Here is a 20,103-nt window from a genome sequence, read left to right on the forward strand (position 1 = left end):
CGTGCGTTTGTGGAGCCGTGAGCTTTGGCGTTTGCTAGGTTGGGCGGCACTCGGCATCTGCCTGGGATGGCTACTTGGCCTGCCGGGCCTGGGGTTGGCCGGTGGCTTCGCGATGTGTCTGGTCTACCACTTGCGGCAATTGCGCGCCGCTTACCGCTGGCTGACGCAACGCCCGCAGGATGAACCGCCGGCCGCAGGAGGACTGTGGGGCGAATTGTTTGATCGTTTGTACCGATATCAGAAAAGCCAACGGATTACCCAGGGCCGTCTCCGCTCGACGCTTGCCCGCATTCAAGAATCCTCGGAAGCCATGCGCGATAGCGTGGTGATGCTCGACCGTCACGGCGACCTGGAGTGGTGGAACAGCGCTGCCAGCAATATGCTGGGGCTACAAACCGCTCACGACCGTGGACAACATATTACCAATCTGCTTCGCGACCCGCGGTTCATCAGCTATTTCAACGCCCGCGACTACAGTGAGCCGCTGACGCTCACGTCGCCGATCGATGAGCGTCGCATTTTGCAGTACCAGATTACCCTTTATGGTGACGACGAGCGCCTGGTCATGGCGCGCGATATTACGCGCTTGCATCAGCTAGAGCAGATGCGCCGCGACTTCGTTGCCAACGTCTCCCATGAGCTGCGCACACCGTTAACCGTGTTATCGGGCTATCTCGAAACCTATGGCGAAATGGCGGACCAGCTTCCACCCCGATTGGGGCGCAGCATTGGGCAGATGCAGGCTCAGACACAGCGCATGCAAAATCTGGTCAACGACCTGTTGCTGCTGTCGCGATTGGAAATTGATCAGGGCGGACAGGATCATCAGCCAATGGACGTGACGTCCCTGCTAAACAGTGTCGGGGCCGATGCGCTGGCGCTTTCCGAGCATCAGCACACGCTCACCATTGAAGGCGACTACCCCGCGCAGTTGGTGGGCAGCGAGCAGGAAATCCGCAGTGCCATTTCTAATCTGGCTTTCAATGCGGTGCGCTATACGTCTGCTGGCAGCGAGATTACGCTGTGCTGGAAAGCGTTTGGCCAAGGTGCCTGTATCGAAGTGTGTGACGATGGTGAAGGGATAGACCCTGTGCACATTCCCCGCCTCACCGAACGGTTTTATCGCGTCGATAAAGGCCGCAGTACCGCTACCGGGGGCACCGGGCTGGGCCTTGCGATTGTTAAGCATGTGCTGTTGCGCCACGATGCTCAGTTGCAAATCGACTCGCATCCGGGTGAAGGTGCCCGTTTCCGCTGTGTTTTCCCGGCGGCCCGCCTTAGCACGCCTTCCACGCCCCCGCGTAGTGTCTCCTCGGTTACATAGCTGGCTGTGTCGCTGAGTAACGGCGTCACATGTGCCATTGCGACACATATCCAGCGTATCCAAATGACACCTCCTGGCGATCAATTGGCATAGTGAATGTAATTTAACTCATTGTTATTAATGGCTAATAAGTGAAATAGCGAAAAGCTGGCATAGAGGATGCTCTTCTATAGGCAAGACAGTATCTGTCACTGTAAGATGCAGAAAACTGTTGATACTTTTCTTTACGAAACAAAGAAAAGTAACTACGCTTAGACAGTAGCCCAATGCCGAGCAAGGATGTTCTGCATTAGCAGGGATGATTCAAGATTCATTGGATGAGTCTAGAAGGCGGTCACACTGCCAGTCAGGGTAACGTCCACGGTTGGAGTCCCGCAAAAGGATTGGAAGCTGGTAAGCACCACCGCCTAAAATGATCACTGTCGAAGACCCCGCCTTGGCGGGGTCTTGTTTTTGTCAGCCTTTTAACAACGTCAGCTTTCCCTTCTTTCAGCCTCTGTATACTGGCCTTGCGCATACGTCAAGAACGCTTGGTCACCGACCGGGCATGGCGATAATGGTAATCCCACATCAGCACCGCCCCGGCCACGGCACCGGGAATCAAAAACAGGTTGGCCAGGGGGATCCACGTCAATAGCGTGACCAGACCGCCGTAGCTTAAGCTTTGCCACCAGCGAGCCGATAGGCGACCGCGCATATCGCGAAACGCTACCTTGTTGTTATCCATCGGGTAATCCAGATAGGTGATGGCCATCACCCAGGCGGAAAACAGCGCCCATAGCAGGGGTGCCAACAGGTTAAGACCTGGAATCCAGCCAATCACGAACAGCAGTGCGGCACGGGGCAGGATATAACCCAGCTTGACCATTTCGCGGCCCAGCGCATCAATGGTCGTTTTGACCAGCCCCCGATCATCCAGAGGCTCATGCCCGGTGACCTGAACTTCAACTTTAGCGGCCAAGAAGCCGTAAAACGGTGCCGCAATCAAGCTGGTCACCAGCGTGAAGGTAAAAAACACCACGACCAACAGGCTAAGCACGAAAAGGGGCCAGATAAGCCACGACAGCCAGTCCAGCCAACTGGGCACCATACTCATCCAATGCGCCAACCAGCCCTCAAAGCGGTTTATCACAAAGCTGAACATGCTGACGTAGACCAGCAGATTGACCAGAATGGGTAAAAAGACATAACGCCTCAGTCCAGGCTTATAGACACAACGTGTACCCCGGCTGATGGCAGTGAATGCATCTAGCATGAAAACATGTGACTCCTCAAAGATGACAATGCCCTGGCTGCCGTGCAGCCAGGGCGTATTGCATGAGGAATCGGGGGGCAGGTCAAGACTTTTTCGGTGCTGCCTGCTGGTCCAGTGTCTCAGGGTCGGTATGGCGAATATCCAGCCCCTTGACAAGGTAGACGACATGCTCGGCCAGGTTATTGGCGTGGTCACCTACCCGCTCCAGTGCGCGCAGCACCCACATGATGCTGAGTACCGAGGTGATCGAGCGCGAATCTTCCATCATGAAGGTCATCAAGGAACGCATGGCGCTGCCGTATTCACTATCGACAAACTCATCCTCACGCACGACCTGCATGGCCAGTTCGGTGTCGAAGCGGGCAAAGGCAGTCAGCGAATCGCGCAACATTTTACGCACGTGCTCGCTGATATGGCGCACTTCCACCAGCCCGCGAAGGGGATTGCTGCTCTCGCTCAGGCTGAGCGCATTGCGGGCGATCTTGCTGGCTTCATCGCCGATCCGTTCCAGGTCAGAGGTAGCACGGATGACGGCGAGCACCAGGCGCAAATCCGAAGCGGCCGGCTGACGACGCGCGAGAATACGCGTGCACTCGTCATCAATCTGCAGTTGCAGGTCATTGACCTGACGGTCGTTGTCGCGGACTTTCTCGGCCAGCCGCGAGTCACTTTCCAGGAGCGCGAAGACGGCGTCCTGGACCTGTTTTTCCACCATGCCGCCCATGGCCATCAGGTGGGTCTTGAGTTCTTCCAACTCATGATTGAATTGGCGCGAGATATGCTGGCTGTGAGTATCGCTGGTAATGTCCATGGAGCCCTCCTGACGGGGTTGCGTCAACCTAAGCCATACGGCCGGTTATATAGTTTTCGGTTCGTTGTAGACGAGGATTAGTGAAAACGTGGTCGGTGGGTCCGTACTCTACAAGCTCACCCTGTTGCAGGAAGGCAGTGTAATCAGACACACGGGCCGCCTGCTGCATATTGTGAGTCACCAACACTAACGTTAGCTGAGATTTCAGATTTCGAATCAACTCTTCTATCTTGAGGGTCGAAATCGGGTCAAGCGCCGATGCGGGCTCGTCAAGCAGCAGCACGTCGGGCTGCACCGCCAGCGTCCGCGCGATGACCAGGCGTTGCTGTTGCCCGCCTGACAGCTGCCAGGCGGAGCGATGCAAGCGGTCCTTGACTTCATCCCACAGGGCCGCCGAAGTGAGCGCCCACTCGATGATGTCATCCCGCTGGCGCTTGGCGAGCCGCTTCTGCAAGCGCAGGCCAAAAGCGACATTTTCGTAGATCGACATCGGAAAGGGGTTCGGTGTCTGGAATACCATGCCCACCCGACGGCGCAGCTCGGTTACGTTCATTTCCGGCGCATGAATGTTATGTCCCTCAAGGCTGATCTCACCGCTGTGGCTGACCGATTCATTAAGGTCATGCAAGCGATTGATCGCTCTCAAGAAGGTCGACTTGCCACACCCGGAAGGGCCAATGAAGGCCGTGACCCGATGGCGCGGCACCTGCAGCGTGAGCTGCTGCAAGGCTGGTTTCCCTGCGTAGGCCAGGCTGAACTGGTTGATGTCCAGACAGCACAGATCTGCTGGGAAATGCGCCACATGTGCTTGCGTGGCGTGGTCGACGTGTCGAGATGCTAGCATTCGCTTCCTCGCTGACGACGTAGATGATGACGCAATAATATGGCAGTTAGGTTAAGCACCAACACAATCAGCACCAATAACAGCGCTGTGGCATAGACCAACGGGATCGCTGCCTGGACGTCCTCGCCGTGAAAGGCGGTGTCAAACAGATGATAGCCAAGGTGCATAAACTTGCGTTCCAGATGCAGGTAGGGGAATTCTCCGTCGAGGGGCATCTGTGGTGCGAGCTTGGCGACCCCGACCAGCATCAACGGCGCGACTTCACCAGCGGCCCGGGCCACGGCCAAAATGACCCCGGTCAACATCGCCGGGGTGGCCATGGGTAATACGATACGCGTCAACATTTCAAACCGGGTGGCGCCAAGGGCCACCGCGCCTTCACGTTGAGCATCGGGAATGCGCGCCAGCCCTTCTTCGGTCGCGACAATCACGACCGGCAGCGTCAGCAGGGCAAGGGTCAGCGATGCCCATAACAGGCCACCGGTACCAAAGGTGGGCGACGGCAAGGCGTCGTCGAAGAACCACGCATCCAGCGTGCCACCAATGCCATAGACAAACACGCCCAGCCCGAAGACGCCGTAGACAATGGACGGTACCCCCGCGAGATTGCGGACGCCTATGCGTACCAGGCGGGTGAGGGGTCCCTGATGGGCAATCTCATTGAGATAGATGGCGGCCAGCACGCCAAAAGGCGTGACGATCACCGACATTAGAATCACCATCAGCATGGTACCGAAAATAGCCGGCCACACCCCCCCATCGGTATTGGCGGCACGCGGTCCCTGGCTTAAAAACTGCCAGACGTCCGTTGCCCAGCGCTGCACTTTTTGGCCAACGTGCATGGCATTGGGCGCTTCAATGCTCAGCACGGTGGCAAGCGGCTGGCGCAGGGTTTGCCCCTGGGGCGTACGCAAGGTGAGCTGATAGCGAGCGCGCTCGGGCGCGGACAGCTGGAGCGCCTGCTTTGCTTGCTGCAGGGCAGTATGGCCGCTAAAGCGCTCGCCGTTTACCTCAATGGCTTCCAGATAGCCGATAAAGTCGCCCCAGGTGCGCCGTTTCAGACGCAGCAGTGCCGCGGGCTGGGTCTGTTGTGCAATGGTGTCAATCGCCACCCAGCGCCAGCGGGCGTCGTCGATGTCACGATTGCCCGTAAAGTAGAGGCGTTCGCTACCTGCCCGGTTGGGAAGCGGCATATCGCGGACTGCCTCGCCTGCCACTACATCGCCATTGTGCAGGGTGATTTCGTCCAGTGTTGCCGGCCAGAAATGGCCCAGGCCACGTGTCAGCAGTAACGCCAGCAAGGCGCCCAGCATGAGCAAGGAGAGGGCTACACAGCCCGCGCACAGCCACGGCCAGATGCCCTGCTGTACGGCACTTTTCAGCCACTTCACGAAGCCCCCCCCAGTCGCTGGTAGCGACGGCGCAGCCGTTGGCGAACCAGCTCGGCCAGGGTGTTGACTAAAAAGGTGAACAGGAACAGCAACAGGGCTGCGAGCACCAGCATGCGATATGGAGTACTCCCCGCAGTGGCTTCGGGCAGCTCAATGGCGATAGCGGCGGCCATGGTACGCATGCCTTCGAAGGGACTGGCGCTGAGCAGTGCCGTATTGCTGCTGGCCATCAGTACGATCATGGTTTCCCCCACCGCTCGGCCTGCGCCGATCATGATGGCGGAAAACAGCCCCGGCCCAGCTGCGGAAAGCGCGACTTTAACGACCGCTTGCCAGCGGCTGGCGCCGAGCGCCTGAGCGCCTTCCATCAGCGGGCGAGGCACCTCGGTGAGCGCATCTTCGGCCAGCGAATAGACGCTGGGAATCACGGCGAAGCCCATTGCCAGGCCGACAATCAGGGCATTACGGGTGACGTAATCGAGTCCAAACACGGCATAAAGATGCTGGCGAAGGTCGCCATCCCAAAAGGTCTGCTCCACCAGTGGCGTTAACCACAGGGCGAGGATGAACATGACAATGAGCCACGGAATCAGCCACAGAGCTGCCCACGAAAGCGGCAGACGACGCTGCCAGCGGCGGCTTGCCAGGTGCCAGACCAGACCGGCGAGCCCGGCACTAAGCGGCAGCCAGACGATGACCACCAGGGTGCTGGCCAAGTGGCGCTCGACCCAGGGGGCGAGCAGCATACCGGCGATAAAGCCGATGACCACCCCAGGGATGGCTTCCATCATTTCCAGGGTTGGTTTGATGCGGCTGCGTAGTCGGGTCGACATGAAAAACGCTGAATAGGCGGCCGCCCCCAGTGCGAGCGGCAACGCAAACAGTAATGCCATCAGGGCGGCTTTCAGCGTTCCCCACGCCAGCGGCGAGAGCATGGCAAGCGAGGCGTTGTCGCCATCCAGCAACAAGGGGGCTGCTTCCCAGACCAAAAATACCCCAATACCCAATATCGCCAGCAACACACCGATACCACCGGCGGTGATAAGTCCGGTGGCGATGCGGTCCTGCAAGTGGCGAAGCGGCTGATGAAAGAGCCGAGCGCGAGTCATTTGACTATCATGGGCAAGTCAGCGGTAGGGTCAGCGTTTGGGGGTACATGCATGCTCCTTACGTTACGTGACCAATGTGACAATTAAATGACAGATTCCGGCTACCATGCCCGCTGAGCCTCCAGATCGTCCAGGGGCAGGGGAACGAAACCCGACGCCCGGGTAATTTTCTGACCTTCAGTCGACATGATGAGATCCAGAAACGCCCGCTCGGCGGCAGGTAGCGATTCGTCAGGCGGCAGGTTGACGTAGATATACAGGTAGCGGGAAAGCGGATAGTCGCCGCTTTGAATGGCGGTTTCGCTGGGCGGCACGGCGTTACCCTGCGTAGTGGTCAGTGAGAGTGCCTTTACCGATGGCGTCAAGTGGTTATGACCAGAATAGCCCATTGCTCTATAGGACTCGCCTACGGCCGCGACGACCGCCGATGCGCCCATGTACTCGCTGATATCGGGGCGGAACTCACCGTCGCACAGCGCGCGTTGACGAAACAGGCCGTAGGTGCCCGAGGCCATATTCCGTCCGTGCAAGGCGATGCGACCGCTTGGCGCCGTCGCGTCCTGGGTCAATGTTTCCCAGCGAGCGATCGATTGTTCGCCACCACAGGCCTGGGTGGTCGAAAAAACCGCATCCACGTCCTGACGTGAGATCGCCGACAGTGGGTTGTGACGATGTACAATCACGATAAGCGCATCGCGTGCCACGCGCAGTTCCAGCGGTGGGTAGCCATAACGCTCGATAAAAGCGTTGCGTTCCTCGTGGGTCATGCGCCGGGACATGGGGCCGATGCGGGTAGTGCCCGCCAACAAAGCCGGCGGTGCGCTGGCAGAGCCGCTGGCTTGAAATTGCACGTTGATTTCCGGATATTGAGTGGTAAGCGCTTCGCCCCAGCGCAGCATCAATCCGGCCATGGTGTCCGAGCCAACGGCGCCCAGGGTGCCGCTCACGGAAGGCTGCTGGGGCTGTGCCCAGCCGACAAGCGGCAAACTCAAGAGCAGCCAGGCCAGGCCCAGTGCCGCGCGATATTTCATGCGAAAAGCGAAACCGTTACTATTCAATCGGAAGCTCTCTTGTGATTAACTCGTTATTTATTGCAATGCAGCAAGGCGCGCCTCAGATGGCGACCTGATTTTCACAATAATAAACCGACAAAGCGACCGACACATGACACTGCTGGATACCGATTTGGACGATGTGCCTGCCCCCCAAGGGCAATTGACCCTCAAATTACTGGCTTCGCGCCAGGATACCAATGTTTACGGTGACATTTCCGGCGGATGGCTGGTGAACCAGATGGATCAGGCGGCCGAGCTGGCGGCTGGCCGTGAAGCCGGCGGGCGAACCGCCACCGTGGCCATTGAGGCAATGGATTTTTTAAGCCCGGTGCGGGTCGGGTCGATGGTGAGCGTGTACACCCAGCTTCAAGAGGTGGGGCATAGCTCGATGAAGATCGATGTGGAGGTGTGGGTACGTGCCCTACACGAACAGCATCTGGACGAGCGCCAAAAGGTGACCGAGGCACGCTTTGTGATGGTGGCGCTGGACGACAATGGCCGCATCCGCGCGGTGCATGACTAAACAGGCCCTATAGCGACTCTAGAAACATGACTCTAAACATCAAGGGCGCTTGAGTCAGCGCCCTTTATGCCTGTCTGCGATCTAAACGCCTATGAACCTACGTTATCACGGCTTTTCAAATAGGCGTATTCGCCAACATCGCTGAAGGGACGGACGATTTTCTGGAACGCCGAATAGGACTCATACACCCGGCGCGATGCTTCGTCGTCTTCGACCTGACGCTGGATGGCTTTCTGAGAGCTTTCATAGAGCGCCGCCATGACCTCCTCGGGGAAGGTGCGTAACTGTACATCGTGTTCGTCCACCAGGGCTTCCAGGGCCTGGGCGTTACGAAAGGCAAACTCGCTGTACATCGCCAGATTTGAGGCGCGTGCGGCTTCGGTGACGACGGCTTTCAGGTCGTCGGGCAGCGCGTTCCAGGCGTCGAGATTGATGGTGCCCTCAAGCGCGGCTGTTGGCTCATTCCACACCGAGGTGTAGTAGTAGTCCGCCACCTGATGCAAGCCGAAGGCCAGGTCGTTATAGGGGCCGACCCAGTCGGCGGCATCCAGTACGCCGGTTTGCAGCGAGGTGAAGATCTCCGACCCCGGCATGTTGACGGTGCTCACGCCGATGCCGTTCATGGCTTCACCAGCTAGTCCCGGCAAGCGCAGCTTGAGGCCCTGCATATCGTCCAGCGAGTTGATCTCTTTCTTGAACCAGCCCGCCATTTGCGGCCCGGTATTGCCGACAGCAAAGGGCTTCAGGTTGTGCTGAGCGTAAATCTCATCCCACAGCGCCTGGCCATCACCGTGGTAAAGCCAGGCGTTCATTTCGGTGGTGGTCATGCCGAAGGGCACGGCCGTGAAAAACTGCGAAGCGGCGACTTTTCCACGCCAGTAATATGACGCCGAGTGGCCCATTTCCGCAGTGCCCGCCGCCACAGCATCGAAGACTTCAAGCGCAGGTACCAACTCGCCCGCGCCGTGGACGGTAATTGTCATGCGGCCGTTGGAAAGCTGCTCCACCCGACGGGCGAAGTCATTGGCACCGGTGCCTAGCGCAGGAAAGTTTTTCGGCCAGGAGGTGACCATGTCCCAGTTGTAGGTTTCGTTGGCGTGGGCCTGGGAGGTGGACACGAAAGGGGCGGCGGCGGCCCCTGCGACGCCAAGGCTGGCGGTTTTGAGAAAGTGACGGCGTTGCATGATGAGCAAGACTCCAAACGTAATGTTGCTATTTTTTATGGGGCGCACGGGCACCGATTCCGCCCGTCAGTATGCGTGAGGGCGAATTTTGCCCGCAAGTTTTCCGATCAATCGTCGCTGGCATCTTTCATGCGGTTGGCATGGCGAACCAGCCAGTAGCAGCCCCCAAGCGCCAGCACTGCCGCGGCCAGCGAGGCAATCTGCCAGGGATCGATGGTTTCCATGTCCAGCACCATGAACTTGCGCACCAGTGCCATGATGGCAATCAGCACGACAATCTCGACATGGATAAAGCCTTTGCCACTGGTCATCGTCCGTACAATGGAGTTGTTGAACTCCATGGCAATCAGCACGGTAAGAATCATGTCGAATAGCGCTTGAAACACGCGGTAGTCAAAGGGGTCACGGCTTTGAATGAATAACAGCTGGACTACGTGAATGACCAGGTAGTACATGGCAACCAGCACGGCCCCGGCGATGGCCAGGGTCAGTATCAACGAGATGATGCGTTCAAAACGGTGGTAGCCGCTCAAGGCTGACCAGCCGTTGCACACTTCGGGAAAGAGGCGTTTCAAGCGTTGTTTCATAAGGTTCTCTGTGGGGCAGTCGGTGCGCGCACGCAAAGATGCGTCAGTAATGCGTCGCGAGTCGTTTAAAGCGGTGTCAGCTTGGCGAAACCTAACACCAGCCATTTAACACCCTCGCCTTCAAAGCTGACCTGGACCCGGGCGCGGGCGCCTTCACCTTCCGCGTTAAGGATTATCCCTTCACCGAAGACCGGGTGTTCTACCCCCTGGCCAACATGCAGGCTGGGCAGGTCGTCGCTGGCCTCGACACTTTGTTGTGCGAAGGACGTGCGCGAGGCGGTGACCGGGCGGGAAATATGTCCGCGCAGGCGCACTTCTTCGAGCAGGTGCGGCGGCAGTTCGCGCAGAAAGCGCGACGGGCGTGGAAACACCTCTTTGCCATGCAGGCGGCGGGTTTCGGCGTGGGTGAGGTAAAGTTTCTGCATCGCGCGGGTCACGCCGACGTAACACAGGCGACGTTCTTCCTCGAGCCTTCCCGGCTCCTCCAGTGACATCTTGTGGGGGAACAGGCCTTCTTCGACGCCCGCAATAAATACCACGGGGAATTCCAGGCCCTTCGCCGAGTGCAGCGTCATCAGCTGCACGCTGTCCTCGAACTCTTCGGCCTCGTGATCCCCGGCATTGAGGGCGGCTTCTGACAGGAACGCCTCCAGTGCCGCCATGCCTTCGCCGGCTTCCGGGGTTTCAAAGGCATCGCCTTGGGTGAAGGCCCGCGCGGCGTTGACCAGCTCCTCGAGGTTTTCCACCCGCGCCTGGCCTTTCTCGCCACGTTCGCTCTTGTGGTGTTCGATCAGGCCCGTGTGGGCGGTTACGTGGTCGATGATCTCGTGCAGTGGGAGCCCGGAGGCGTCGTTATCCAACTGCTCGATCAGGTTGGCAAAGGCCTGCACCGCGTTGCCCGCGCGGCCTTTCAGCGTGCCGTCGTGAATCGCGTCGTGCAGTGCCTGCCACAGCGGGATGTTTTGCTCGCGGGCGCGCAGGCGAACGATTTCCACCGTACGGGTGCCAATGCCCCGCGTCGGCACGTTGATCACCCTTTCCAGAGAAGCGTCGTCGTCGCGGTTGAGCAATAGTCGCAGGTAGGCCAGGGCGTTCTTGATTTCCAGCCGTTCGTAGAAGCGGTGGCCGCCGTAGATACGGTAGGGCATTCCCTGGCGGATCAACGTCTCTTCCAGCAGACGCGATTGCGCGTTGGAACGGTAGAGAATCGCCATATCGCGGCGGTTGAGGCCTTCATCGACTTTTTCCTTGATGGTGTCGACGATAAAGCGCGCTTCTTCGAGGTCGTTAAAACCTGCGTAGACGGATATAGGGTCACCCTCGACGCCGTCGGTCCACAGCTGTTTGCCCATGCGTTCGCTGTTGTGGCTGATCAAGGCGTTGGCCGCATCGAGAATCGCGCTGGTGGAGCGGTAGTTCTGCTCAAGGCGGACTGTGTGCGTCTGGGGGAACTCCTGCTCGAAACGGCGGATGTTTTCGACCTTGGCCCCGCGCCAGCCGTAGATCGACTGGTCGTCGTCGCCGACCACGGTCATGGGCGTCTGCATGCCGGTGAGCAGCTTCAGCCAGGCGTACTGGAGCGTGTTGGTGTCCTGAAATTCGTCGACCAGCAGGTGGCCGAAGCGCTCGCGATAATGGGCCAGCAGTGCGGGGTTGTCGCGCAGCAATTCAAGGCTTCTGAGCAGGAGTTCGCCGAAATCGACCAGCCCGCCGCGTTCACAGGTCAACTGGTAGCGTTCGTAGAGCTCGACCATCTGCCCCATATAGGCATCGCCGTCCACGTTGACCTGATGCGGGCGTAGGCCTTCTTCCTTACAGCCGGAAATGAAATGCTGTACCTGGCGGGGTGGGTAGCGTTCGTCGTCGATGGAGTAGTCTTTCAGCAGGCGTTTTACAAGCCGTAGCTGGTCGTCGGCGTCAATGATCTGAAAGTGCTGTGGCAGCCGCGCATCCTGCCAGTGGGTGCGCAGCAGGCGATGGGAGATCGAGTGGAAGGTGCCCACCCAGACATGGCGCAACGACAGCCCCAGCAGCGCTTCCAGACGGGTGCGCATTTCTCGCGCGGCCTTGTTGGTAAAGGTCACGGCCAGCAGCGCATAGGGGGACAGGCCCTCGGCCTGCATCAGCCAGGCAATGCGGTGCACCAGCACGCGGGTTTTGCCCGAGCCGGCACCCGCCAGTACCAACAGATTGCCTTGAGGGGCGCTGACCGCTTCGCGCTGGTCGGAGTTAAGCTGATCGAGTATCGCCGTGACGTCGTCCATATAAGCCGCTGCCGGGTCGAAAAATGGGCCGTCAGTTTAGCACAGCCACAACGATAACTTGGCGTTCACGAGTCTTCCGGGAAACGCAGTGAGTTAAGGCTCTTCTTCACCGACTTGAGCTGCTCGGCGAGTTTCGGGCCACGGGTCTTGGCGACGCCCACCGCCAGCACGTCGACCAGTACCAGGTGGGCGATGCGCGAACTCATTGGCGTGTAGATTTCGGTGTCTTCGTGCACATCGATATACAGCGGCAGTGTCACCTCTTCTGCCAGCGGTGAGTCGCTGGGGCACAGGCCAATCACCGTTGCACCCGCCTCCCGGGCCAGGCGGACGCTGGCGACCAGCGCCTTGGTGCGCCCGGTTTGCGAAATCGCTACTACCACATCGCCTTCCTTTAGCGTCACCGCGGACATGTTCTGCATGTGGGGGTCGGCATAGGCGGAGGTGGAAATCTGCAAACGAAAAAACTTGTGCTGGGCGTCGAAAGCCACGGCCCCTGACGCGCCGAAACCGTAAAACTCGACCCGATTGGCCATCGCCAGGGCATTGACTGCGCGGCCCAGGGCATCGTTATCCAGGCGATCCCGTACCGATAGCAAGGTGCCCACCGTCGAATCGAAAATGCTGTGCGAGAACTCGGCGACGGAATCGCTATCGTTCATCGAGAACTGGGCAAACTGGCTGCCGGTGGCCAGCATCTGGGCGAGCTGGAGTTTAAAGTCCTGGAAGCCATTGCAGCCCAGAGCGCGGCAGAAGCGCACCACGGTGGGCTCGCTGACCTTTGCCTCGGTGGCAAGGTCGACGATCCGCATATGGATGACTTCCTCGGGATTGCGCAGTACAAACCGCGCCACTTTCTGCTCGGAGCGGCGAAAGTGCTCCATGCGGCGTCTCATTTCATCGAACAGGGCGCGACTCACGTTTAGCTCCTTAAAATAAAGCCGAGTAGCTCACTATATGGGCAAGCAAAGCATGCGGCCACCGTTGGGGTGACGTTAGACGGTTCTTTTTTCTAAGTGGTCATCATTTTGTCAAGTAGGTTATAGTAAAAACTGAAGTGCCGCACTGCATCATCTATCAGTCGTCACGGATGCAGGTGGACGTAGGCATATTCACCTGGAGGAACGTCGATCATGCGTAATGTCGAACGCATCACCTCGGTCAAGAGCGAATTGCTCGATATCTTCATGAGCATGGAAGTGGATGAACATGTCCAGCGTCGGCGTAGTGCCGCGCAACGCAACCTACGAGCACGGCGGGGAATCGAACTGCATCGGGAATTTCAAGCGTTATCGCGGGATATTGCTCCCTTACCGGACGAAGACGAACGGCAAGAGAGCGAACTGCACTGAGAAGCTAATTTCACCAGGAGAGGTGCTCAACGGCGATGCTTGACGTGAGTCTCGCCGTATAAAGCACGGTCATGGGCGTTTGGCTCTGCTAAGCGCAGAGCCAACTTGACCCGACTTAAAGGATACCCGCGAGGAACACCACAATAACGCCAATCGGCGCGATAAAGCGCGCGATGATGTTCCACACGCTGAGCCCTGTGCCGGACAGCGCCAGCTCCTGCTCGACGCTCTTGCGATCCAGGCACCACGCGACAAACACGACGGCACCGAGGCCGGTGAGCGGCAGCAGAATCTTCGCGGTGAAGGTGTCAAGCAAGTCGAAGATATTCAGCCCGAAGAACAAGACATCCGACCACAGGTTGAACGACAGCAGCGCTGCGACACCCAATAGCCAAACCACAATACCGCTGACCAGCGTCGCGGGGACCCGTGACAGCGAGGTGCGTTCTTCAAGCATCTCCACAGTGGGTTCGAGCAACGAAATTGCCGAGGTCAGCGCGGCAAAGGTCAGCAACAGGAAGAACATCAGCCCCAGAATGACACCGCCGGTCATGTTGCCGAACGCAATAGGCAGGGTAACGAAGATCAGCCCCGGCCCTTCGCCAGCGCTCAAGCCATTGGCAAACACGATGGGGAAAATGGCCAAACCGGCCAGCAACGCAATGGCGGTATCAATAATGATGACCGTGCGCGCTGTGCTCAGCAGGTTGACGTCTTCGCCCAGGTAGGAGCCGTAGGCCATCATGATGCCCATGCCCAACGACAGCGTGAAGAACGCCTGGCCCATGGCGGCCAGCACCACACCGCCATTCAGCGCACTCCAGTCCGGGCTGAACATGAACGCCAGGGTTTCGCCGAAGTGGCCGGTGGTCATCCCATAACCCACCAGAATCAGCATTAAAATGACCAGCGCGGGCATCAGCGAGCGCACGGCGCTCTCAAGCCCTTTGGTCACGCCGCGGGCCACGATGCCGATGACCAGCAGCATAAAGGCGCTGTGCCAGAGCAGTAGCGTGCCGGGGCTGGCCAGCATGCCATTAAAGATCGCGCCAATGCTGTCGGCATTCTGACCGCTGAAGGTGCCAATCACTGAACTCAGCGTATAGTTGAGCGACCAGCCGCCAATCACGCTATAGAACGACAGGATCAGGAAGCCTGCCAGGACACCGCTGATACCCACCAGCGCCCATCCCTTGGACTTGCCGCTTTGGCTGGCCAATTCTTTCATGCTGTCGATGGGATTTTTCTGCCCGCGTCGGCCGATCATCCACTCGGAAAGTAGAATGGGCACGCCGACCAATGCCACGCAGGCAAGGTAGACCAGCACGAAGGCCGCACCACCGCTTTCGCCGACCAGATATGAGAAGCGCCAAATATTACCCAGGCCTACTGCCGAGCCGGCGGCTGCCAGCACAAAGGCCATTTTCGATGACCACTGTGCATGTGCAAGTTTTGCCATACATCACCTGTTGATTAATTGATTGTAATAAGTCGTTGTCGGCGCGTTGCACCGTTATTCGAAAAAGGACTGACAGAAGATTGCCAGCGTCGTTTTTCGAAAGTATGCGCAATTTATCCGATCAGTGACCTGCATGCCAGTCAGCACTGCTAAAAAACCAGGTTAAAACAGTTGGCTCTGCTTTTCATTGGCAAACGGACCAAGCGGCGGTATTGCCGTCATATTCTGAAGGTCGTTATAGAACATGCGGGCGAGCATCGGGGACTCCCGATTATCCGCGGTATGCACAAATAAGAAAGGGGTTTTCCCCTGATTTATCCACAGGGCTAGGCGTGACTTCCAGGCACTGAAATAGTCAACATTAATGGCTTTGTCAACATGGCCAATAAAGCGAATGACAGGATGATTCGCTGTTGAAAGCACGTGTAATGGGAGTTTCGGCTTTTCTTGCTGGGCGTGGGCCAGGCCTGGGTGGTCATTTGCCGGGGTCGAGAACAGCGGGCGCACATCAAGCATCACACGGTTTGCCCGATAAGTTATCAACAACCGGTTAAGGGCCTTCTCGGCCGCGCCCTTGTGGAAAAAGTCAGGGTGACGCACTTCAACCGCGCAGGGTAAATGCGCGGGCCAGCCTGCCAGCAAGGTTTCCAACCGGGGTAGTTCATCAGGGCCAAAATCGCGAGGCAACTGGACCATGGTGGGCCCCAGTCGGTCGTGAAGTGGGGCGAGGGCATCTAAAAAGGCCCAGGCCTCATCCAGGCGTGTCAGGCGCTGATCGTGGGTAACACTTGCAGGGAGTTTGAAGCAAAAACGAAAATGGGCAGGCGCCTGGCGTGCCCAGCCCGCGACTGTTTCCGGTTTCGGCGCACCGCTGTAAAACGTGGTATTGCCCTCGACGCTGGAAAACACCGCCGCATAATCGCTGAGCAGGTCGGTTTTGGCGTAACGCGGATAGAGCGTGCCCGACCAATCCTGATTGGACCACATGGGCAAGCCGATATAGAGCGGGCACGTCATGGCGTGGCGTTAACCTCAAGAAATATGGCCATTAATGTAACAGCCGGACAAGTGACGCTGCCAATGCTAGTTGGAGCGCCTGGCAGGTGCGGGTGGTATTTTGATGAAGCTAAGGGAAGAAAATATGCAATTGTCGGCGTAACAGGCGCGTTACTATCTATCCAGGCTTTATGATCAAGGAGCGCACGATGGGCGCAGCGCACGTCAGCAGCGATGATATTCGCGACCAATTTTCCAAGGCCATGTCGGCCATGTACCAGCAGGAAGTGCCTCAATACAGTGCCCTGCTGTCGTTGGTCGCGGCGGTTAATGAAGAGGTGCTGGCGGCGTCGCCGGCGCTGCGTGAGACGCTCGCCGCCAGTAATGCTCTGGAGCGCCTTGACGTGGAGCGTCACGGGGCGATTCGCGTCGGCACGCCCGAGGAGCTCGCGCTGCTGCGGCGCATGTTCGCGGTGATGGGCATGCTGCCCGTCGGCTACTACGATCTGGCACCTGCCGGCGTGCCGGTTCACTCCACGGCGTTCCGCCCGGTCGACGATGCAGCGCTGTCGCGCAATCCCTTTCGGATTTTCACGTCGCTGCTGCGCCTGGAACTGATCGAGGATACCGAGCTGCGCCAGCAGGCTCGCGAGATTCTGGATGCACGGCGTATCGTGACCCCGCAGGCCGAGGCGTTGATTGAAACCTTCGAGCGCCAGGGCGGGCTGACTGCCGATCAGGCGGCGCAGTTTGTCGATCAGGCGCTGGAAACATTTCGCTGGCACGACCAGGCCACGGTCGACCTGGTCACCTATCAGCGCCTGCAGCAGGAGCACCGCCTGATTGCCGATGTAGTGTGCTTCAAGGGGCCGCATATCAACCACCTGACCCCGCGCACCCTTGACATCGATGAAGTGCAGCGGCGCATGCCACAGGTAGGCATCGATCCCAAGGCGATTATCGAAGGGCCACCGCGCCGTCGGTGCCCTATTCTGCTGCGCCAGACCAGCTTCAAGGCCCTGGAAGAGCCGATTGCGTTTGCCGATGCCGCCCAGGGACACCACACGGCGCGCTTTGGCGAAATCGAGCAGCGCGGCATCGCGCTCACCCACACAGGCCGTGCGCTGTACGACCGCTTGCTTGGCGAGGCGAAACAGGCTGCGGAGGCGGAAAACGCCGCCCACCAGGCCCGCTTGGCGGCGGTGTTTGAGGCCTTTCCGGATGACGAAGCAACGCTGCGGCGCGAAGGATTGGCGTTTTTCCACTACCACGCGATACCCGGTGCGCAAGTGGCGGCGCCGGTCGATGAAGGTGACGTGGAACGGTTATTGGCGCAAGGCGCGCTGACCGCCACGCCGATGACCTATGAGGACTTTCTGCCGGTTAGCGCGGCGGGCATTTTCCAGTCGAACCTGGGTGACAACGGCCAAAGCGGCTACGCTCAGGATGCCAACCAGCAGCAATTCGAGCAGGCGCTCGGCGTGCCGGTCACCGATGAAGTCGCCCTCTACGCCAAGCGCCAGCAGGCATCGCTCGATCAGGCGCTGGCGCAGTTAACTGGAAATGGTGGTGCGAATGAGCCGTGCTTTTTCCAGTAGCAGCGGTAAGTGTCGTTCCATCAGCGTTTCAAGGTCGACCCGAGCGGCATTGGTGCTGATGTTGATGGCGCCCAGGAGTTTGTCGTTGGCATCGAAGGCGGGCACGGCCAATGACCGCAGGCCCGGATCGAGCTCCTGATCGGCAATGGCGTAGCCTTGCTCACGCACCTTGCCAATGCACTGCTTGAGGTCGTCTTTTTGGGTAATGGTCTTGTCGGTGTAGCGGGTTAACGTCAGCCGTTCGAGGTAGGCGTCGAGTTCGGCGTCGGGAAGCTGAGCAAGCAAAACCCGACCCATCGACGTATGCGCGGCGGGTAGCCGTGTGCCCACCGACAGGGTAATGCCCATCAGGCGATGCGGGGCGGCAGAGCGGGCGACGTAGGTGATATCGTCGCCATCCAGGACGGCAAGCGAAGAGGACTCACCGCTTTCCTGAGTAATATCTTCCAGATACTGCTGAATGACGCTGCGGTAGTCATTGGCCGACAAAAAGGCATAGCCAAGCTGCAGCACGCGCGGCGCCAGCTCGAAATAGCGCTGCTGCTTGCGTACGTAGCCCAACGCGTGCAGCGTCAGTAGAAAGCGTCGTGCCTTGGCGCGATTCATGCCGGTGCGCGAGGCCACTTCGCTCAATGTCATCCGCGGGTGCGCATCGTCAAACGCCAGGATGACATCCAGGCCGCTGGCAAGCGCGGTGACAAAATCGCGGTCATCGGGATCTAGTTTGTCTTCCTGAGCCGTTGCGTCCATGGGGTCGATAGGCCATTTAGAGGGATTTAACTGAGCAATATAACACGCTGTTCGAATAACGAACAAATGCGCATTTTTGTGTACTTTCAGCTCATTACGATGCATTGATAACACGTTATAATGATGCACCTAGCTTACACATGATGACGACCCAGCGCTGAGAGGATATCAATCAATGAGTCAGCCAAAAGTAACGGTACTTCATGGCCCCAACCTGAACCTTCTAGGGGTTCGTCAGCCCGATGTGTACGGGTATGAAACGCTTGAAGATGTGAACAACGCTTTGCGCAAGACCGCGATAATGGCGGGCTGGGAAATCAACTGTTTCCAGAGCAATCATGAAGGCGAACTGATCGACGCGATTCATGCGGCACGCCTCGATGGAACCCTGGCCATCATCATCAACCCGGCTGCCTATACCCATACGTCCGTTGCTATCCTGGATGCGCTCAATGCCTTTGAAGGCAAGGTGATCGAGGTGCACATCTCCAATGTCCATCAGCGTGAAAGCTTTCGGCATCATTCCTATGTCTCGCTGCGTGCCGATGGGGTCATTGCGGGCCTTGGCACCCAGGGCTATCAAGCAGCGCTCGACGCTATTCTGGCAGCAAACGATTAAGCGTTGACGCCCTACACGGCGAGCAATCCCGCAAGTGTCATCCCCCCGATGATCAAGCTAAGCGTAAAGAAGGACGCCACCGTCGCCACCAGCATGGCGGTGGCGCTGATGCCACCGAGACCGTAGCGCTGACCGAAGAGTGGATAAATGCTGATCATCGGCGCGGCGGCGAACAGCAGCGCACCGGCAACGTAAATTGGCTCGATATCGGGGATCAGAAGAAACGCCATCAATACTGCCAGGGGATGAAGGATAAGTTTGCCGATCACAATTTGGCCCACGTCGCGCACCATGCCCTTAACGTGAAGCCCAAACAGCGACCCACCAATCACAAACAGCGCTGCAGGCCCTGCCGCTTCAGCGAGCATATTGATCGCTTTATCAATGGGAGTGGGAATGACCAGTCCGGTTAGCGCGATCAATATGCCTACCGAGAGGCCGATCAATACCGGGTTTTTGGCCAGGTTCAGCGCCGTCTGCCGAGCGGTTTGCCACGGGCTGGCGCCGTGTTGGTTGCCCATTTCAGCAAGGATCAGTGCTGCCGGAATAATCAGAAGATTTTCAATCAGCATATTCAGTGCCAAGAGCACCGCGGCGGGGGAGCCGATGACCATGGCGGCCACCGGGTAGCCAACGAAACCGCTATTGGCCGCGGCCATACCCAGTGCCTGCATGGCGCTGACGTTGAGCGGTTGGCGCTGGAGCCGGTAGCAAAGCCACAACCCTGCGCTGAAAACGACGATGGAGCTCAAGCCGTAAGCGATCAGGTAGTCGAGCCTAAGTATCTCTTCCAGCGGCTGCTGGGTTAACGCACGAATCACGAGCGCCGGTAGCGAGCAGTAGAGCACGAATACGCCCACTCCCTGCAGCTGCTCGCGCTGGATAATGCCGCTCCATCTCGCTGCGTAGCCTACGCCAATCAGCAGGAATATGGGGGTGGTGATTCCCAGTATCGCGAGCATGGCAGCCCCTTGACGCATGA

General features: G+C 58.5%; 19 protein-coding genes. 5 read left to right on the forward strand and 14 right to left on the reverse strand.

Annotated features, from left to right (window positions below; translation table 11 throughout):
* Position 1 precedes the first annotated feature (1 nt).
* The gene (gene phoR, locus R3F64_RS04635) at positions 2-1,324 is read left to right on the forward strand and encodes a phosphate regulon sensor histidine kinase PhoR (protein ID WP_199284324.1); all 1,323 of its coding nucleotides are present in this window, start codon (positions 2-4) and stop codon (positions 1,322-1,324) included.
* 520 nt (positions 1,325-1,844) lie between these two features.
* Here phoR and cysZ read toward each other — a convergent pair.
* The 6 genes from cysZ to R3F64_RS04665 all read right to left on the reverse strand — a co-directional run bounded on the left by cysZ (position 1,845) and on the right by R3F64_RS04665 (position 7,765).
* Complete coding sequence (gene cysZ / locus R3F64_RS04640; RefSeq protein WP_332610069.1) at positions 1,845-2,579, reverse strand: sulfate transporter CysZ; 735 nt, start codon at positions 2,577-2,579, stop codon at positions 1,845-1,847.
* An 82-nt stretch (positions 2,580-2,661) separates the two neighbouring features.
* On the reverse strand, positions 2,662-3,390 hold the full coding sequence (gene phoU, locus R3F64_RS04645; RefSeq protein WP_066316478.1) for a phosphate signaling complex protein PhoU: 729 nt from the start codon (positions 3,388-3,390) through the stop codon (positions 2,662-2,664).
* 28 nt (positions 3,391-3,418) lie between these two features.
* A complete protein-coding gene (pstB, locus tag R3F64_RS04650; protein ID WP_332610074.1) occupies positions 3,419-4,234 on the reverse strand; it encodes a phosphate ABC transporter ATP-binding protein PstB in 816 nt (271 codons plus the stop codon).
* A complete protein-coding gene (gene pstA / locus R3F64_RS04655) occupies positions 4,228-5,625 on the reverse strand; it encodes a phosphate ABC transporter permease PstA (protein ID WP_254902967.1) in 1,398 nt (465 codons plus the stop codon). The genes pstB and pstA overlap by 7 nt, the downstream gene beginning before the upstream one ends.
* Positions 5,622-6,734, reverse strand: a complete 1,113-nt coding sequence (locus R3F64_RS04660) for an ABC transporter permease subunit (protein WP_085920030.1) — start codon at positions 6,732-6,734, stop codon at positions 5,622-5,624. The genes pstA and R3F64_RS04660 overlap by 4 nt, the downstream gene beginning before the upstream one ends.
* 101 nt (positions 6,735-6,835) lie before the next feature.
* Positions 6,836-7,765 (reverse strand): PstS family phosphate ABC transporter substrate-binding protein, encoded by a 930-nt coding sequence (locus R3F64_RS04665; RefSeq protein ID WP_199284321.1) that lies wholly within the window; start codon positions 7,763-7,765, stop codon positions 6,836-6,838.
* Positions 7,766-7,898: 133 nt separating this feature from the next.
* Between R3F64_RS04665 and R3F64_RS04670 the strand changes: the two genes are divergently transcribed.
* Positions 7,899-8,312, forward strand: a complete 414-nt coding sequence (locus tag R3F64_RS04670) for an acyl-CoA thioesterase (RefSeq protein WP_085920031.1) — start codon at positions 7,899-7,901, stop codon at positions 8,310-8,312.
* Between the two features lie 89 nt (positions 8,313-8,401).
* On the opposite strand, the gene R3F64_RS04675 is transcribed toward R3F64_RS04670, so the two are convergent.
* From R3F64_RS04675 to hexR, 4 genes are all read right to left on the reverse strand, one after another.
* Positions 8,402-9,496: a TRAP transporter substrate-binding protein gene (locus tag R3F64_RS04675; RefSeq protein WP_085920032.1), complete on the reverse strand. Its 1,095-nt coding sequence runs from the start codon at positions 9,494-9,496 to the stop codon at positions 8,402-8,404.
* A 107-nt stretch (positions 9,497-9,603) separates the two neighbouring features.
* A complete protein-coding gene (locus tag R3F64_RS04680) occupies positions 9,604-10,083 on the reverse strand; it encodes a phosphate-starvation-inducible PsiE family protein (protein ID WP_066316467.1) in 480 nt (159 codons plus the stop codon).
* A gap of 65 nt (positions 10,084-10,148) precedes the next feature.
* Positions 10,149-12,347 (reverse strand): DNA helicase II, encoded by a 2,199-nt coding sequence (gene uvrD, locus R3F64_RS04685; RefSeq protein WP_332610081.1) that lies wholly within the window; start codon positions 12,345-12,347, stop codon positions 10,149-10,151.
* Positions 12,348-12,412: 65 nt separating this feature from the next.
* Complete coding sequence (gene hexR / locus R3F64_RS04690) at positions 12,413-13,267, reverse strand: transcriptional regulator HexR (protein WP_066316464.1); 855 nt, start codon at positions 13,265-13,267, stop codon at positions 12,413-12,415.
* A gap of 213 nt (positions 13,268-13,480) precedes the next feature.
* On the opposite strand from hexR, the gene R3F64_RS04695 reads away from it, so the two are divergent.
* The gene (locus tag R3F64_RS04695) at positions 13,481-13,699 is read left to right on the forward strand and encodes a PA3496 family putative envelope integrity protein (RefSeq protein WP_085920034.1); all 219 of its coding nucleotides are present in this window, start codon (positions 13,481-13,483) and stop codon (positions 13,697-13,699) included.
* Positions 13,700-13,814: 115 nt separating this feature from the next.
* Here the strand turns inward: R3F64_RS04695 and R3F64_RS04700 are convergent, their stop codons facing one another.
* Both R3F64_RS04700 and R3F64_RS04705 read right to left on the reverse strand, forming a co-directional pair.
* A complete protein-coding gene (locus tag R3F64_RS04700) occupies positions 13,815-15,158 on the reverse strand; it encodes a sodium-dependent transporter (protein WP_085920035.1) in 1,344 nt (447 codons plus the stop codon).
* 162 nt (positions 15,159-15,320) lie between these two features.
* Positions 15,321-16,175, reverse strand: coding sequence for a DUF72 domain-containing protein (locus R3F64_RS04705; protein ID WP_332610085.1), 855 nt, complete (start codon positions 16,173-16,175; stop codon positions 15,321-15,323).
* A 188-nt stretch (positions 16,176-16,363) separates the two neighbouring features.
* Here R3F64_RS04705 and hglS point away from each other — a divergent pair, with 188 nt between their 5' ends.
* Positions 16,364-17,752: a 2-oxoadipate dioxygenase/decarboxylase HglS gene (hglS, locus tag R3F64_RS04710; RefSeq protein WP_332610087.1), complete on the forward strand. Its 1,389-nt coding sequence runs from the start codon at positions 16,364-16,366 to the stop codon at positions 17,750-17,752.
* Here hglS and R3F64_RS04715 read toward each other — a convergent pair.
* On the reverse strand, positions 17,708-18,502 hold the full coding sequence (locus tag R3F64_RS04715) for an IclR family transcriptional regulator domain-containing protein (protein WP_199284316.1): 795 nt from the start codon (positions 18,500-18,502) through the stop codon (positions 17,708-17,710). The genes hglS and R3F64_RS04715 overlap by 45 nt on opposite strands.
* A 175-nt stretch (positions 18,503-18,677) precedes the next feature.
* On the opposite strand from R3F64_RS04715, the gene aroQ reads away from it, so the two are divergent.
* Entirely contained in the window at positions 18,678-19,121 is a 444-nt protein-coding gene (gene aroQ, locus R3F64_RS04720; protein WP_066316454.1) for a type II 3-dehydroquinate dehydratase, read from the forward strand.
* 11 nt (positions 19,122-19,132) lie between these two features.
* On the opposite strand, the gene R3F64_RS04725 is transcribed toward aroQ, so the two are convergent.
* Positions 19,133-20,083 (reverse strand): AEC family transporter, encoded by a 951-nt coding sequence (locus R3F64_RS04725; RefSeq protein ID WP_199284315.1) that lies wholly within the window; start codon positions 20,081-20,083, stop codon positions 19,133-19,135.
* Between the last annotated feature and the right edge of the window lie 20 nt (positions 20,084-20,103).

Source organism: Halomonas sp. 5021, assembly GCF_036663435.1.
GTDB lineage: Bacteria > Pseudomonadota > Gammaproteobacteria > Pseudomonadales > Halomonadaceae > Vreelandella > Vreelandella janggokensis.

What these genes read in the sequence shown, in the direction of transcription:
- cysZ (WP_332610069.1), bottom strand. Translation starts at nt 2,579, where the DNA reads ATGCTAGATGCATTCACTGCCATCAGCCGGGGTACACGTTGTGTCTAT.
- phoU (WP_066316478.1), bottom strand. Translation starts at nt 3,390, where the DNA reads ATGGACATTACCAGCGATACTCACAGCCAGCATATCTCGCGCCAATTC.
- pstB (WP_332610074.1), bottom strand. Translation starts at nt 4,234, where the DNA reads ATGCTAGCATCTCGACACGTCGACCACGCCACGCAAGCACATGTGGCG.
- R3F64_RS04660 (WP_085920030.1), bottom strand. Translation starts at nt 6,734, where the DNA reads ATGACTCGCGCTCGGCTCTTTCATCAGCCGCTTCGCCACTTGCAGGAC.
- R3F64_RS04665 (WP_199284321.1), bottom strand. Translation starts at nt 7,765, where the DNA reads ATGAAATATCGCGCGGCACTGGGCCTGGCCTGGCTGCTCTTGAGTTTG.
- R3F64_RS04670 (WP_085920031.1), top strand. Translation starts at nt 7,899, where the DNA reads ATGACACTGCTGGATACCGATTTGGACGATGTGCCTGCCCCCCAAGGG.
- R3F64_RS04675 (WP_085920032.1), bottom strand. Translation starts at nt 9,496, where the DNA reads ATGCAACGCCGTCACTTTCTCAAAACCGCCAGCCTTGGCGTCGCAGGG.
- R3F64_RS04680 (WP_066316467.1), bottom strand. Translation starts at nt 10,083, where the DNA reads ATGAAACAACGCTTGAAACGCCTCTTTCCCGAAGTGTGCAACGGCTGG.
- uvrD (WP_332610081.1), bottom strand. Translation starts at nt 12,347, where the DNA reads ATGGACGACGTCACGGCGATACTCGATCAGCTTAACTCCGACCAGCGC.
- R3F64_RS04695 (WP_085920034.1), top strand. Translation starts at nt 13,481, where the DNA reads ATGCGTAATGTCGAACGCATCACCTCGGTCAAGAGCGAATTGCTCGAT.
- R3F64_RS04700 (WP_085920035.1), bottom strand. Translation starts at nt 15,158, where the DNA reads ATGGCAAAACTTGCACATGCACAGTGGTCATCGAAAATGGCCTTTGTG.
- R3F64_RS04705 (WP_332610085.1), bottom strand. Translation starts at nt 16,175, where the DNA reads ATGACGTGCCCGCTCTATATCGGCTTGCCCATGTGGTCCAATCAGGAT.
- hglS (WP_332610087.1), top strand. Translation starts at nt 16,364, where the DNA reads ATGGGCGCAGCGCACGTCAGCAGCGATGATATTCGCGACCAATTTTCC.
- R3F64_RS04715 (WP_199284316.1), bottom strand. Translation starts at nt 18,502, where the DNA reads ATGGACGCAACGGCTCAGGAAGACAAACTAGATCCCGATGACCGCGAT.
- aroQ (WP_066316454.1), top strand. Translation starts at nt 18,678, where the DNA reads ATGAGTCAGCCAAAAGTAACGGTACTTCATGGCCCCAACCTGAACCTT.
- R3F64_RS04725 (WP_199284315.1), bottom strand. Translation starts at nt 20,083, where the DNA reads ATGCTCGCGATACTGGGAATCACCACCCCCATATTCCTGCTGATTGGC.